16 protein-coding genes and 2 pseudogenes are annotated in these 13,821 nt (G+C 73.1%); 5 read left to right on the top strand and 13 right to left on the bottom strand.

Annotated features, from left to right (window positions below; translation table 11 throughout):
- Positions 1-89: 89 nt before the first annotated feature.
- Positions 90-950, bottom strand: coding sequence for a S1 family peptidase (locus AC54T2_RS17180; protein ID WP_496666784.1), 861 nt, complete (start codon positions 948-950; stop codon positions 90-92).
- Between the two features lie 53 nt (positions 951-1,003).
- Here AC54T2_RS17180 and AC54T2_RS17185 point away from each other — a divergent pair, with 53 nt between their 5' ends.
- Positions 1,004-1,738 (top strand): TetR/AcrR family transcriptional regulator, encoded by a 735-nt coding sequence (locus AC54T2_RS17185; RefSeq protein ID WP_496666785.1) that lies wholly within the window; start codon positions 1,004-1,006, stop codon positions 1,736-1,738.
- Here AC54T2_RS17185 and AC54T2_RS17190 read toward each other — a convergent pair.
- From AC54T2_RS17190 to efp, 3 genes are all read right to left on the bottom strand, one after another.
- The gene (locus AC54T2_RS17190) at positions 1,735-2,547 is read right to left on the bottom strand and encodes a DUF1206 domain-containing protein (RefSeq protein ID WP_186341168.1); all 813 of its coding nucleotides are present in this window, start codon (positions 2,545-2,547) and stop codon (positions 1,735-1,737) included. The two genes, AC54T2_RS17185 and AC54T2_RS17190, sit on opposite strands and share 4 nt — an antisense overlap.
- A gap of 88 nt (positions 2,548-2,635) precedes the next feature.
- On the bottom strand, positions 2,636-3,046 hold the full coding sequence (nusB, locus tag AC54T2_RS17195) for a transcription antitermination factor NusB (protein ID WP_496666786.1): 411 nt from the start codon (positions 3,044-3,046) through the stop codon (positions 2,636-2,638).
- A gap of 6 nt (positions 3,047-3,052) precedes the next feature.
- Positions 3,053-3,616: an elongation factor P gene (gene efp, locus AC54T2_RS17200; RefSeq protein WP_489976755.1), complete on the bottom strand. Its 564-nt coding sequence runs from the start codon at positions 3,614-3,616 to the stop codon at positions 3,053-3,055.
- Between the two features lie 149 nt (positions 3,617-3,765).
- Here efp and AC54T2_RS17205 point away from each other — a divergent pair, with 149 nt between their 5' ends.
- From AC54T2_RS17205 to AC54T2_RS17220, 4 genes and pseudogenes are all read left to right on the top strand, one after another.
- Entirely contained in the window at positions 3,766-4,416 is a 651-nt protein-coding gene (locus tag AC54T2_RS17205) for an SDR family oxidoreductase (RefSeq protein WP_496666787.1), read from the top strand.
- 265 nt (positions 4,417-4,681) lie between these two features.
- Positions 4,682-4,918, top strand: a pseudogene (locus AC54T2_RS17210) (arginine-ornithine antiporter); the annotation flags it as partial.
- Positions 4,919-4,992: 74 nt separating this feature from the next.
- On the top strand, positions 4,993-5,886 hold the full coding sequence (locus tag AC54T2_RS17215; RefSeq protein WP_496666788.1) for an amino acid permease: 894 nt from the start codon (positions 4,993-4,995) through the stop codon (positions 5,884-5,886).
- 136 nt (positions 5,887-6,022) lie between these two features.
- Positions 6,023-7,160 (top strand): annotated as a pseudogene (locus AC54T2_RS17220) (arginine deiminase).
- 21 nt (positions 7,161-7,181) lie between these two features.
- Here AC54T2_RS17220 and AC54T2_RS17225 read toward each other — a convergent pair.
- From AC54T2_RS17225 to aroC, 9 genes are all read right to left on the bottom strand, one after another.
- Complete coding sequence (locus tag AC54T2_RS17225; protein WP_186341164.1) at positions 7,182-7,370, bottom strand: hypothetical protein; 189 nt, start codon at positions 7,368-7,370, stop codon at positions 7,182-7,184.
- A gap of 97 nt (positions 7,371-7,467) precedes the next feature.
- Positions 7,468-8,373, bottom strand: a complete 906-nt coding sequence (locus AC54T2_RS17230) for an NAD(P)H-hydrate dehydratase (protein ID WP_496666789.1) — start codon at positions 8,371-8,373, stop codon at positions 7,468-7,470.
- Entirely contained in the window at positions 8,366-9,127 is a 762-nt protein-coding gene (locus AC54T2_RS17235) for a histidine phosphatase family protein (protein ID WP_496666790.1), read from the bottom strand. Before AC54T2_RS17235 ends, AC54T2_RS17230 begins: the two co-directional genes overlap by 8 nt.
- 90 nt (positions 9,128-9,217) lie before the next feature.
- Positions 9,218-10,078 (bottom strand): PhzF family phenazine biosynthesis protein, encoded by an 861-nt coding sequence (locus tag AC54T2_RS17240; protein ID WP_496666791.1) that lies wholly within the window; start codon positions 10,076-10,078, stop codon positions 9,218-9,220.
- Positions 10,079-10,123: 45 nt separating this feature from the next.
- Positions 10,124-10,576: a DUF3995 domain-containing protein gene (locus AC54T2_RS17245; RefSeq protein ID WP_489976750.1), complete on the bottom strand. Its 453-nt coding sequence runs from the start codon at positions 10,574-10,576 to the stop codon at positions 10,124-10,126.
- Positions 10,573-11,010 carry a type II 3-dehydroquinate dehydratase gene (locus tag AC54T2_RS17250; RefSeq protein ID WP_496666792.1) on the bottom strand — a complete coding sequence of 146 codons (438 nt, stop codon included), beginning with the start codon at positions 11,008-11,010 and terminating at the stop codon, positions 10,573-10,575. The genes AC54T2_RS17245 and AC54T2_RS17250 overlap by 4 nt, the downstream gene beginning before the upstream one ends.
- Positions 11,007-12,137 (bottom strand): 3-dehydroquinate synthase, encoded by a 1,131-nt coding sequence (gene aroB, locus AC54T2_RS17255; RefSeq protein WP_496666793.1) that lies wholly within the window; start codon positions 12,135-12,137, stop codon positions 11,007-11,009. The genes AC54T2_RS17250 and aroB overlap by 4 nt, the downstream gene beginning before the upstream one ends.
- Positions 12,134-12,634, bottom strand: a complete 501-nt coding sequence (locus AC54T2_RS17260) for a shikimate kinase (protein WP_496666794.1) — start codon at positions 12,632-12,634, stop codon at positions 12,134-12,136. Before AC54T2_RS17260 ends, aroB begins: the two co-directional genes overlap by 4 nt.
- The gene (gene aroC, locus AC54T2_RS17265; protein ID WP_496666795.1) at positions 12,634-13,812 is read right to left on the bottom strand and encodes a chorismate synthase; all 1,179 of its coding nucleotides are present in this window, start codon (positions 13,810-13,812) and stop codon (positions 12,634-12,636) included. Before aroC ends, AC54T2_RS17260 begins: the two co-directional genes overlap by 1 nt.
- Positions 13,813-13,821 lie beyond the last annotated feature (9 nt).

A 13,821-nucleotide genomic window follows, 5' to 3' on the forward strand; every position in this document is an offset into this window, starting at 1 on the left:
AGATAGGAGCGCCCAGCCGGCGCCGTCCGCGAAACGGACGACACGCGTGCCGAAGGATGACGCGGATCACACTCGCGGCGGCAGGTGGTCTAGCTCGCGGTGACCGCCCCGGTGGCCGTCGCGGCCGGGCGGGGCAGCCGGCACCCCGGCACGTCCAGGTCGAACGTGCGCCCGGCGTCGAGACAGGTGAGCAGCCACCACGTCTGCTGGCCGTAGTTCATGTGCGTGCGCACCACGACGCGCCCACGGCGGCTCTCCTCGCAGGCGGAGTCGACGCAGCGGCGGCCACCGACCCAGGCGGTGTTGGCCACCCCGACCACCTGCCCGGTGTCGCGCGAGACGATCGGCGACCCGGAGTAGCCACCGCGGATGGCACAGCCGCCGCGGGCCGGCAACCGGATCGAGTCCCACCAGTCCCACCTCTGCTCGTGCAGGCGGTACGCCGTCCCGGCGGTCCTGCAGGCACGCTGCTCGCGCCAGTAGCCCGACGGGATGCGGACGCGGTCACCCCGCGCCGGCCCGGCCTCGGCGAGGGAGAGCGGGGTGACGCCCGCCGCGGCGAGGTCGGCGTAGGTCGGGCGCAGCGTGAGCAGGGCGACGTCGGTGCGGTACATCGAGGCGTACTGCAGGCGTACCGCGCGCGTCGACAGCGCCACCTCGCCGCGCCCGTCGAGCAGGTCGACCGGGGTGCGGCGGTGCTCGTCGACGAGCACCTCACGGGCGCCGAGGAAGGGACGGCGGACGCAGTGACCGTTGGTGAGCACCACGGCCGGGTCGGTGTCGAGGGCCGCGGGCCACCTCACGACCGCACCGGAGCAGCCCGGCAACCGCGCGGTGCCGGCGAAGCGGCCACCGTCGACGACGGCCGAGGCGCCGACCGGCGCCACCAGCGCGACGAGGACGGCGAGGACGGCGAGGACGACGGCACGACGGGCCACGGCAACCAGCACCCGGGCATCGAACCACACCGGCGCCGCGGCACGACGTACCTAGACTGGCGCTCATGACCACCGAGCCGTCGCCAGGCACCGGCACCGGCACCGGCACCGGCACCGAGCGGGGTGGCACCGCGGCCGCCCGGCGGCGACAGCGCGAGGCCGAGATCATCGCGGCCACTCGTCGGCTCTTCGACGAGCGAGGCGTGCGCGACGCGCAGATCGAGGACATCGCCCGCGCGGTCGGCATCAACCGCGCCATCATCTACCGCCACTTCACCGGCAAGGAGGAGCTCTTCAGCCTCACCCTCGTGCAGTACCTCGAGGAGCTGCGGGTGGCGCTGGAGCAGGCCGCCTCGACGACGTCCGACCCGCGCGAGCAGCTCGTCCGCCTCGTGGAGGCCTTCGTCGACTACGGCCTGGCCCACCCGGCGTTCGTCGACTGCGCGCAGGCGATCATGCGACGCCCCGGCGGCGACCTGCTGGAGGAGGTCAGCGAGAGCGTGATGTACCGCCTCGGGCAGGCGATCAGCGGTTGCCTGTCGGTGCTGACCCGCACCATCACCGCAGGGGCGGAGACCGGCGAGTTCCACGTCGACGACCCGGGCCTGCTGGCCAACATGCTCTACGCCAGCGGGCTCGGCACGCTCCAGCTCGGCCGGGTGGCGATGCTCGTCTCGGAGGAGCAGCCGGGGGTGCCCCGGATCAGCCGGGTCACCGCCGAGCAGGTGCGCGACCACATGGTCGCCACCGCCCTGGCCGTCACCGGCGGCACGGCCGCGCGGACGGGCCGTGGACGCTAGCGCGAGAGGTGCTTGGCGCGCGCGAAGCAGAACGCGCCGTAGCAGGCGATGCCGAGGGCGATGATCGTCAGCAGCACCTGGCCGAACGGCTGCTCGCGCACCGTCTGCAGCGCCTGGTCGAGCCCGCCGGACTTGTCGGGGTCGTGGGTGACGGCCGCGTAGACGAACAGCCCCCCGACGATCGCGATGGCGATGCCCTTGGCGATGTAGCCGGCCTTGCCGAGCGTGACGTAGACCGAGCCGTCCTTGCCCGTCTGGCCCTCGGAGTCGAGGTGCTCGCGGAACTTCTCCTTCCAGCCGCGCCACACCAGCACGCCGCCGTACGCGATCACCGCGAGGCCGACCGCGCCGACGATGAGCTGGCCGCCGGGCAGGTCCATCAGCTTGCTCGTGGTGGAGTCGGTGCCGCCCTGGCCGCCGCCCGAGCCGGTGACGGTCTGCACCGCGCTCCAGCCGATGGCGCCGTAGAGCACGGCCTTGCCCAGCGAGGTGGCGCGCTTGCGCCAGCGCTTGGCGTCGTCGGACTCCTCGCGGTAGCCGAAGCCGAACTCCAGCAGGCGCCACAGGACCAGCAGGAACATGCCGATCGCGACCATCCACACCAGCGCCTCGCCGAGCGGCTGCTGGGCCAGGTAGTGGAGGGCGCCGGCGTTGGACGCGCTGTCCTCCTTCTCGCCGAAGGCGAGCTGGAGCGCGAGCCACCCGACGAGCAGGTGCACGACCCCGTAGGCGACCAGCCCCGCCCGGATCGCGTGGTCGAGCCAGTCGCTCTCGTGGGCCTGCGCAGCGGTGTCGGAAGGAGCGCTCATGGGCTCAACCTAGGACCTCGCGACGACCCGCCGCGAACGCGCTGACCCCTGCGGGTGAGGCCGGCGCGGGGCGTCGCGCCGGCCGGGGTCAGACCAGGCTGGCCCGGTCGCGCTGGATCGAGCCGAGCAGCCCGTTGACGAAGGCCGGCGAGTCGTCGGTGGAGAGGTCCTGCACGAGGTGGAGCGCCTCGCTCACCGCGACGGTGTCAGGGACGTCGTCGTCCCCCCACAGCAGCTCGTAGACGCCGATGCGGAGCACGTTGCGGTCGACCGCGGGCATCCGGCTGAGCGTCCAGCCCTTGCTGTAGGTCGTCAGCACCTCGTCGATGCGCGCCTGGTGCTCGACCACCCCCCGCACCAGCGTGCCGGTGTAGGGGTTGGTCGGCCCCTCCCCCGCGTCGATGGCGCGCTCGAGCGCCGTCACGGGGTCCTCCGAGCGGAGCTCGGAGGCGAACAGGATGTCGAGCGCGCGCTTGCGGGCCTTGGAGCGGGCAGACACCTGGCGTCAGGCCTTGACGCGGCCGAGGTAGGACGAGTCGCGGGTGTCGACCTTGACCTTCTCGCCGGTGGTGATGAAGAGCGGCACCGCGATGGTGTGACCGGTCTCGAGCGTGGCGGGCTTGGTGCCGCCGGTGGAGCGGTCGCCCTGCAGGCCCGGCTCGGTCTCGGCGATCAGCAGCTCGACGGAGGCGGGCAGCTCGATGAACAGCACCCGGCCCTCGTTGGTGGCCACGATGGCCTCCTGGTTCTCCAGCATGAAGTTCTTCGCGTCGCCCACGACCTCGGGGGCGACCTCGAGCTGCTCGAAGGTGCTGGTGTCCATGAAGACGTAGGACGAGCCGTCGTTGTAGAGGTACTGCATGGTGCGCTTGTCGACGTTGGCCGTCTCGACCTTGGTGCCGGCGTTGAAGGTCTTGTCGACGTTCTTGCCGGACTCGACGTTGCGGAGCTTGGTGCGCACGAACGCCGGGCCCTTGCCGGGCTTGACGTGCTGGAACTCGACGACGGACCAGAGCTGACCCTCGATCTTGAGGACCATGCCGTTCTTGAGGTCGTTGGTGGTTGCCATGTGGTGTGTGTCCGCCTTCGTCGAGTTGTCAACGTCTCTCGGCCCCGGGGCGAGCCCGTGCCGACGGGCCAGTCTAGTCGGGGGCCGCCGGAGCCGGGAAATGCGCGACGGGCAGGGGATCCGACCCCGCGGTGTGTAGCGTCGGGACCATGCGAGTCACCATCATCGGCGGACACGGCAAGATCGCTCTTCTCCTGGCACCCATGCTGGTCGAGGCGGGTCACGAGGTCACCTCGGTGATCCGCAACCCCGACCACGTGGCGGACGTCGAGGCCACCGGCGCGACCGCACTGGTCGCGTCGGTCGAGGACGCCGACACGGGCGCCATGACCGACCTGCTCTCGGGCCAGGACGCGGTCGTCTGGTCGGCCGGTGCCGGCGGCGGCGACCCCGAGCGGACCTTCGCGGTCGACCGCGACGCCGCGATCCGCTCGATGGACGCCGCGCAGGCCGCGAACGCGCGGCGCTACGTGATGGTGTCGTTCTCCGGCGCCGACCCCGACTTCCTCGTGCCGGACGACAACCCGTTCCGGCCCTACCAGGACGCCAAGATCGCCGCCGACGAGCACCTGCGCGCCTCGGAGCTCGACTGGACCGTCCTCGGGCCCGGCACCCTCACCCTCGAGCCCGGCCGGGGGGCGGTCAACCCGCAGGCCGGATTCAACGACGGCGACACCACGGCGCGCGAGCTGGTGGCCCAGGTCGCCCTCGCCGTGCTCGAGGACCCCCGTGCCCACGGCAAGACCCTCGTCTTCGGCGACGGCGACGTCCCGATCGACGACTGGCTCGCCTCGCTCTGAGGCACCTCGCCGGCGACTCCCCCGCAGCCAGGCGCGCGTGGACATTTACACGAGCGGTCCCGGACCCTAGCCTGATCACGACCTAGGTCACCCGTACGGGTGGTGACCGTTCGGGGGTCCTCGTGCGCGCTGGAACAGCCCCAGACGCCGGCCGGCCGTCGCCGGCCGGTGCGCCGGCGCCATGAGCGCGCCGAGCGAGGCGCCCCCCGCGGGCGCGGTCGCGACGATGAGCCTGCCGACGCTGACCGCGATGGTGGTCGGCGGCATGGTCGGGGCCGGCGTCTTCTCCCTGCCGGCGCGGTTCGGCGTGGCGACCGGGATCCTCGGCTCGCTCATCGCCTGGGCGGTCGCGGGCGTCGGGATGCTGATGCTCGCCTTCGTGTTCCAGACCCTCGCGATCCGCAAGCCCGACCTCGACTCCGGCGTGTTCATCTATGCCAAGGCGGGGTTCGGCGACTACGCCGGCTTCAACTCCGCGATCGGCTTGTGGGCCAGCACCGCGGCCGGCAACGCGTTCTACTGGGTCTTCATCACCGCGACGCTGGGCGCCTTCTTCGACGGCACTTCGACGCGGGGGTGTTCGCCGACAACTGGACCGCCTACGGCTACGGCGACCTCGGCGGTCTGGACGAGCAGGTCCGCAACACGATGCTGGTCACGACGTTCGTCTTCCTCGGCATCGAGGGCGCCAGCGTCTACTCGCGCTACGCCCGGCGCCGCGAGGACGTCGGGCGCGCGACCGTGCTGGGCTTCCTGAGCGTGCTCGCGATCTTCGCCCTCGTCACGCTGTCGAGCTATGCCGTCGTCCCGCAGCCCGAGCTCGCCGCGACCCGGCAGCCCTCGATGATCGGGGTGTTCGAGTCGGTGGTGGGCGACTGGGGCGAGGTGTTCATCAGCGCCGGGGTGATCGTCTCGGTGCTGGGGGCCTACCTGGCCTGGACGCTGATGGCGGCGGAGGTGATGTACATCCCGGCCCACAACGAGGACCTCCCGCGGCTCCTCGGCCAGGAGAACGCGGCCGGTGCCCCGATCGCGGCGCTGGTGGTGACCTCGCTGGCCGTGCAGAGCCTGATCGCGCTCACCCTGGTGCTCGACGACGCACTCAACTTCATGCTCGACCTGTGCACCAGTCTGGCCCTGCTGCCCTACTTCCTCGCCGCGGCGTACGCGCTCAAGCTCGGCCTCACGGGCGAGGCCTACGAGGGCGTCCCCGCCGGCGTGCGCCGCAGGGAGACGGTCGTGGCAGGCGTCGCCACGGCCTACACGCTGTTCCTCTTCGACGCCGCGGGCCTCGAGTTCGTGCTGCTGATGACGGTCGTCCTCGCCCCGGCGACGGTCCTCTACGTCAAGGCGCGCAGCGAGCACGGGCGTCGCATCTTCACCCCCACCGAGATGGTGCTCTGCGCGGTCATCGTCGTCGCCAGCGCCGTGGGCGTCGTGAGCCTGTGGACCGGTCGCATCACCGTCTGAGCACCCATCGAGAGGAAGCACCATGAGCCAGTCCGCGACGTACGGCGTGCACTCCGAGGTCGGCCGGTTGCACAAGGTGCTGGTCTGCGCGCCGGGCCTCGCGCACCGACGGCTCACCCCGACCAACAGCGACGAGCTGCTCTTCGACGACGTGATGTGGGTGGAGAACGCCCAGCGTGACCACGCCGACTTCGTCAACAAGCTCGCCCAGCGAGGCGTCGAGGTCGTCGAGCTCCACGACCTCCTCGCGCAGACGATGGACGTCCCCGGAGCGCGCGACTGGCTGCTGGACCGCAAGGTCGTCGCCGACCGCGTGGGCCTCGGCCTGGTCGACGCCACCCGCGCCCACCTCGACTCGCTCGACGGGCGCCGGCTCGCCGAGCTGCTCATCGGGGGGGATGGCCACGAGCGACCTCCCCGAGGAGCACCGCTCGCCCTACCTCGCGCTCGCCCGCGAGTCCACCGGTGTGCGGGAGTACCTGATGCCCCCGCTGCCCAACACCCTCTACACGCGCGACACGACGTGTTGGCTCTACGGCGGGCTGACGATGAACCCGCTCTACTGGGGCGCCCGCAAGGACGAGACGCTGATCTACAAGGCGATCTACGGGTTCCACCCCGACTACGTCGACTCGACCGTGTGGTGGGGCGACCCCGAGCGCGACAGCGGGCAGGCGACGTTCGAGGGCGGCGACATCATGCCGGTGGGCAACGGCGTGGTCCTGATGGGGATGAGCGAGCGGACCTCGCGCCAGGCGATCACCCAGGTCGCCAAGGCGCTCTTCGACCGGGGCGCGGCCACCCGCGTGGTGGTCGCGGGCATGCCCAAGCTGCGCGCGGCGATGCACCTCGACACCGTGTTCACGTTCGTCGACCGCGACGTGGTGACGCTCTACCCCACCATCATGGACGCGGTGCACACCTTCACCCTGCTGCCCGCCGACGCGGCCCCCGGACTCGAGGTGCGCGACGAGGGCACGACGCCGTTCGTCGACGTCGTGGCGCGCGAGCTCGGCCTGGCGTCGTTGCGCGTCATCGCCACGGGCGGTGACGTCTACCAGTCCGAGCGCCAGCAGTGGGACAGCGGCAACAACGCCGTCGCGCTCGAGCCGGGGGTGGTGTTCACCTACGACCGCAACACGCTCACCAACACGCTGCTGCGCCGGGCCGGCATCGAGGTGATCACGATCGTGGGTGCCGAGCTCGGCCGGGGCCGCGGCGGCGGTCACTGCATGACCTGCCCGATCGTGCGCGACGCGGTCGACTTCTCATGAGCAGCCCGTCGTCGCGGACCATCACCAGGCCGGCCGCCGCGGTCGGGCCATGCTCATCGAGTGCAGCACGGCGTCGCGCCGCGCGGCCCGCACCTCGCCCAGCTTGACCTGGCACTCCCAGCACCGGTCGGTCGGGACGCAGCACATGGCCTCGCGCACCTCGGCCTCGAGCTGGTCGGCGTGGGCGCTCCTGCTCAGGACGCTTCGCATCGTTCCTCCCCTGTCCGGCACCAGTGTGGCCGGGGGGCACCTGCCGTCGCATCGGCATTACTACGCATGTCTGGACCGGTGGCCCACGACGGACGCGTCAGTCCACCAGCTCCGCCAGCAGGCCGGGGACCTCACCGGGCAGCTCGCGGGCGAGGTAGCCGACGGGCCCGACCCGCTCGGCCAGCCGGTCGCCCGCGGTCGCGTGGAGGAACGCGCCCCACACCGCGGCCTGCGCCGGCTCGGTCCCGCGGGCGATCAGGCCCCCCACGATGCCGGCCTGCACGTCGCCCGAGCCGGCCGTCCCCAGTCCGGGGTTGCCGGCCTCGACGAGCCACAGGTCGTCGCCGTGGGCGATCACCTTGACGGGCCCGCCGCACAGGACGACGGCCTGGGTGCGGGCGGCCAGTCGCACGGTGTGCGCGACGAGGTCGGCGGACACCTCGTCCTCGGGGACCCCGAGGCAGTGCGCCAGCTCCCCGGGGTTGACGGTCAGGACGACGGTCGCCTCGAGCGAGGCGACCTCCTCGTGGTTGTCGGTGACGTAGGCCGTCGCGAGGGCGTCGAGCACGATGGTGCCGGCGAGCCGGGGAGCGACGCGGCGCACGAGCGAGTCGGAGACGTCGGGGGCCACGAAGCCGGGGCCGAGCAGCACCGCGCCGCTCCCCTCCGCGCAGTCGACCAGCCGGTCGGCCTCGTCGGGGGCGATGGCCCCGCCGTCGTCCTCGGCCAGCCCGCTCACCATCAGCTCGGGCACCGCGACCGCGAGCGAGCGCGCGCACGAGTCGGCGGTGGCGAGGTGGACCTTCCCCGCGCCCACGCGGAAGGCGCCCTCGACCGCGAGCAGCCCCGCCCCGGGGGTCTCGCGGCTCCCGGCGACCACGGTCAACCGGCCGCGCTCCTCCTTGTCGGCCCCGAGCTCGGGCAGCGGCCACCGGCGCAGCAGGTCGGCGTCGACCGGCGTCGCGTCGACCTGGGTCGCGTGGTCCGGAGTGGCGTCAGGCATCGGGCGCCTCCTCCGCCCGGCCCTCCTCGGCGGTCCTGGCGGCGGGACCGGGCTCGAGGTGGGAGTCGTCGGCGAAGGTGTCGAGCACCAGCCCACCGTCGCGCCGGCAGTAGCGGGTGATGGAGGCGTTGGGGATCGGCGTGGTGCGGTCGATCTCGAGCAGCTCGGCCTCGTCGAGACCCTCCAGGGCGTAGCGGAACGACATGATCACCGCCTGGTGGGTGAACAGCCACACCCGCTTGCCGTCGTACTCCTCGCGCAGGTCGCCCAGCAGGCTGCGGATCCGCAGCACCACGTCGGCCCAGCTCTCACCCGACGGGGGCTGGTAGTAGAACTTGCCGACGTGGGAGCGGCGCTCGGCCTCTCCCGGGTGGCGTGCCCGGATGCCCTTGCCGGTGAGGCCGTCGAGCAGGCCGAGGTCACGCTCGCGCAGGCGCTCGTCGAGCAGCAGGTCGAGGTCGAGGCCCTCGAGCGCCGCCCGCGCCGTGTCGGCGGCGCGCCGGTAGGGCGAGCTGACCACGAGGTCCGGGCGCTCGGACGCAGGCAGGTCCGCGACCCAGCGCCCCAGCGTGCGGGCCTGCTCCTCGCCGTTGGCCGACAGCTCGACGTCGGCGTCGCGGGCCGTCAGCTCGAGCCGCTCGGCGTCGGCGTCGCGCGCCTGGGAGTCGGCGATGTTGCCCGCACTCTGCCCATGGCGCACCAGCACCAGCTCCACCGGTCCGCGTCGTCCGTGCAGCACAGCCGTCAGGCCCACCGCGCCTCCTCGTTCGTCGTGCCGATCGGTCGTCGTGCCGATCAGTCGTGGTCCCCCTTACCCCGGTGCCGCCGCCTCGATGCGCGGACGTCATGCACCGGAGCCGGACGCCCCGACGTCGACCTGGCCGACGATCCGGGTGACGGCCTCGCCGGAGACCCACACGGCACCATCCCTCGCCTCGAGGCGGACCCGCCCCTCTCGGCCGATCACGCTGCCCTGCCGGGCGGTGTAGGACGCCGGGAGGGCGCCGGTGCCGATCAGCCACTGCGCGAGCCCGGCGTTGGCGCTGCCGGTCACCGGGTCCTCCCCGAAGTCCCTCCCGTCGGCGTAGAAGGCGCGCACCTCGACGTCCGCGCCGAGCGCGGCGGCGGAGGCGGGGTCCCAGCGGCCGAGGACGGTCACCTTGAGGTCGGTGAAGGCGGGGACGTCCGGCGCGACGGCCACCACCGCGTCGGCCGACCCGAGGTCGACGCCGACCCAGCCGGGTCCGTTGTCGATCCACGCCATGTCCTCCACGGCCGCGTCGTCGATGCCGAGGGCGCGCACGATGCGCGCCCGCAGGTCGGCGTCGACGGGGCCGGAGCGCCGGAGCGGCGGCGCCGAGAAGCCGAGCCGCGGCGAGCGGCGTACGTCGACGAGCCCGGCGCCGCACTCCTGCACGACCACGTCGCCGCGCGGCACTCCCCCGGCCTCGAGCCACGCGTGCGCGCTGCCGATGGTGGGGTGTCCGGCGAACGGCAGCTCACCGCCGATCGTCCAGATCCGCACCCGGTAGTCGGCGCCGGGGTCGGTCGGCGCGCACAGGAACGTGGTCTCCGAGAGGTTGGTCCACCGCGCGAACCTGGCCATCTCCTCGTCGGAGACGCCATCGGCGTCGTGCACGACCGCGAGCGGGTTGCCGAGCCACGGCTCGGCACTGAAGACGTCGACCTGGCGGAAGGGGAGCACCTCGCGATCCAAGCACAGGTCCGGCACCGGACGCCGCCGCGGCCGTCAGGCGCGGGACCGGGCGAGCCCTGCGGCGAGGGCGAGGCCCCAGAGGAGGAACAACGGGTCCCAGAGGTAGGCGTGGCCCACCATGCCGGCCCGGTCGACGCCGCCGTCCGGCACGACGGCGCCGGCCAGCACGAGCTGGCCGACCACGGTGTTGAGCCCTCCCCAGGCCACGAGCACGGTGGCACCGACCCAGCAGGCGCCCCTGGACAGGCGTCGCACCGGCCACCCGGCGCGCGCAGCGAGCAGCGGCACCCACGCCGCGACCAGCTTGAGGAGTCCGATCGGGAGCAGCAGCCACTCCCACCCGGTGAACGCGTCCGCCATCCGCTGCCCGAGCGTCTCGACCAGCCAGTGGCCGCCGGCACCCCAGTAGAGGCTGAACGCCGCGTGCAGGCTGCCGAGCAGGCCCGCGACGAGCAGCGCCCCGCGGCCACGCCCCGCGGAGGTCACGACATGGCGCCGGCCAGCACCTCGAGCGCCCGGCGGTAGCCGTCGATCCCCTGACCGGCGATCGTGGCGACCGCGTGCGGCTCGACGACCGAGGTGTGGCGGAACTCCTCGGCACGCTCCTTGGGGTCGGAGATGTGCACCTCGACCAGCGGTGCGGTGAGCTGGGCGCAGGCGTCCCAGAGCGCGAGCGAGTAGTGGGTCCAGGCGCCGGCGTTGAGCACGACCGGGGTGACGTCGTCGGCGGCGGCGTTGAGCCAGTCGAGCAGGTCGCCCTCGTGGTTGGTCTGGCGCACCTCGACCTCCAGACCGAGGTCGCGTCCCCACTCCACGCACAGGTGCGCCAGCTCGGCGTGGGTCGTCGAGCCGTAGATCTCCGGCTGCCGGCGACCGAGCCGTCCGATGTTGGGGCCGTTGAGGACGAGCACGCGCGTCACGCCCGGCCCCCGATCGCGGCGTGGGCCGCCCGCAGGTCGTCCTCGCTAGGCCCGGCGAGGATCCGCGGGACCGCGAGGTCGTCGAGCACGACGAACCGTAGCCGCGAGCCCCGCGCCTTCTTGTCCACCTTCATCGCGGCGTGGAGGTCGTCGAAGGAGGCTGCGTCGTAGGTCGTCGGCAGCCCGACGCGCGACAGGACGGTGCGGTGCCGCTCGACCAGCGCCGGGTCGAGGCCGGCGGCACGCGCGGCCAGCTCGGCGACGTAGACGCACCCGATGGCGACGGCCTCGCCGTGGCGCACGGCATAGTCGCTCGTGCGCTCGATCGCGTGGGCGAGGGTGTGGCCGTAGTTGAGCACCTCGCGGCCGGGATGCCCGTCGGCGCCGCCGGTCTCGCGGAGGTCGTCGACCACGACGTCGACCTTGACCCTGATCGCGCGCTCGACGAGCTCGCGCAGCTCGGCCGAGTCCCACGTCACGGCGGCCGGGTCCGTGCGTTCGACCAGGTCGAGGATGGCGGGATCGGCGATGAAGCCGCACTTGACCACCTCGCCCAGCCCGGCGACGAGCTCCTCGTGGGGCAGCGTCTCCAGCAGCGACAGGTCGCAGAGGACCCCGGCGGGCTCGTGGAAGGAGCCGACCAGGTTCTTGCCCGCGCCCGTGTTGATGCCGGTCTTGCCGCCGACCGCGGCGTCGACCATGGCGAGCAGGGTGGTCGGCACGTGCACGACGCGTACGCCGCGCAGCCAGGTCGCGGCGACGAAGCCGCCGAGGTCGGTGGTCGCTCCCCCGCCGATGGTCACGACGGCGTCGGAGCGGGTGAAGCCGGCCTCGCCGAGCGCCTCCCAGCAGTCGGCCGCGACGGGGGCGGTCTTGGCGCGCTCCCCGTCGGGCAGCCCGAGGGCGAGGACGTCGTAGTGCTCGACGAGCGCGTCGACGAGGGGGTCGGCGAGCGCGCCCAGCGTGCCGGCGTAGAGCACCGCCACGCGCTCGACCGACTCGCCCAGCACGGCCGGGAGCAGGGAGGCGAGGCCGTGACCGACCACCACGTCGTAGGGCGAGGAGCCGCCGACGTGCAGGACCGTGTCGGCGGGCCGCTGGTGGCTCCGGGTGGTGCGCTCGGTCATCGGAGCAGGCTCCTGATCTCGGCGGCGACCTCGTCGGCGGTGCGGCCATCGGTGTCGACCGTGTGGACGGCCACCGACTCGTAGAGGGGCGTCCGCTCGTCGAGCAGCGTCTTGATGCGACTGCGGACGTTGCCGAGCAGCAGCGGGCGCCCGACACCCAGGCCGACGCGCTTCACGGCGTCGGACAGTCCGACGCGCAGGAAGACCACCGGCAGGCCGGCGAGCAGCTCGCGCGTGGCGGCGCTCAGCACCGCGCCCCCGCCGAGCGCCAGGACGCCGTCGTGCTCACGCAGCGCCGCGGCGACCGCAGCCGCCTCGAGCTCGCGGAAGTGGTCCTCGCCCGACTCGACGAAGATGTCGGAGATCTCCCTGCCGGTGCTCGCCGCGATGTCGGCGTCGGTGTCGCGCACCGGCAGCCCCCAGGCCTCGCCCAGCAGCTCCGCGACGGTCGTCTTGCCCGCGCCCATCGGCCCGACGAGCACCACCCGGGGCGCCATCAGCGGTACCGGATGGTGTCGAGGTAGGACTGGGCGTTGCGGCGCGTCTCCTGCACCGAGTCACCGCCGAACTTCTCCACGACCGCGTCGGCGAGCACGAGCGCGACCATCGCCTCGGCCACGATGCCCGCGGCGGGGACCGCGCACACGTCGGAACGCTGGTGGTGGGCCACGGTGGCCTCCCCGGTCGCCACGTCGACGGTGCGCAGGGCCTTGGGGACGGTGGCGATCGGCTTCATCGCCGCGCGCACCCGCAGGACCTCGCCGGTCGACATGCCGCCCTCGGTGCCGCCGGAGCGGCCCGAGGTGCGTCGCAGGCCATCGTCGGTGGGAACGATCTCGTCGTGCGCCTGCGAGCCCGGGGTGTCGGCCAGCTCGAACCCGTCACCGACCTCGACGCCCTTGATCGCCTGGATGCCCATCAGCGCACCGGCCAGCCTGGCGTCGAGCCGGCGGTCCCAGTGCACGTGCGACCCGAGGCCGGGCGGGAGTCCGTGGACGACGACCTCGACGACGCCGCCGAGCGTGTCGCCGTCCTTGTGGGCCTGGTCGATGCGCGCGACCATCGCGGCGCTCGCCTCGGGGTCGAGGCAGCGCACCTCGTCGGCGTCGAGCCGCTCGACGTCGTCGGGACCCGGGACCACGCCGGCGGGTGCCGCGACGCCACCGAGCGAGACGACGTGGGAGACGATGCGCGCGCCGACGGTCTGCTCGAGGAAGTTGGACGCCACCCGGCCGAGCGCCACGCGGGCCGCGGTCTCGCGCGCCGAGGCGCGCTCCAGGATGGGGCGGGCCTCGTCGAAGGCGTACTTCTGCATGCCGACCAGGTCGGCGTGGCCGGGCCGCGGCCGGGTGAGCGGAGCGTTGCGGGCCAGTGCCTCGAGCTCGACCGGGTCGACCGGGTCGGCCGACATGACCTTCTCCCACTTGGGCCACTCGGTGTTGCCGACCTCGATGGCCACCGGTCCGCCCTGGGTCTCGCCGTGGCGCACCCCGCCCAGCAGGCGGACCTCGTCCTGCTCGAACTTCATCCGCGCCCCACGGCCGTAGCCGAGCCGGCGGCGCGCCAGTGAGTCGGCGAGGTCGTCGGTGGTGACGCGGACATGGGCGGGCAGCCCCTCGAGGATCGCGACCAGCGAGGGACCGTGGGACTCGCCTGCTGTGAGCCATCGGAGCATGCGTGCAGT

This window comes from Nocardioides sp. Z35_8, from assembly GCF_059621125.1.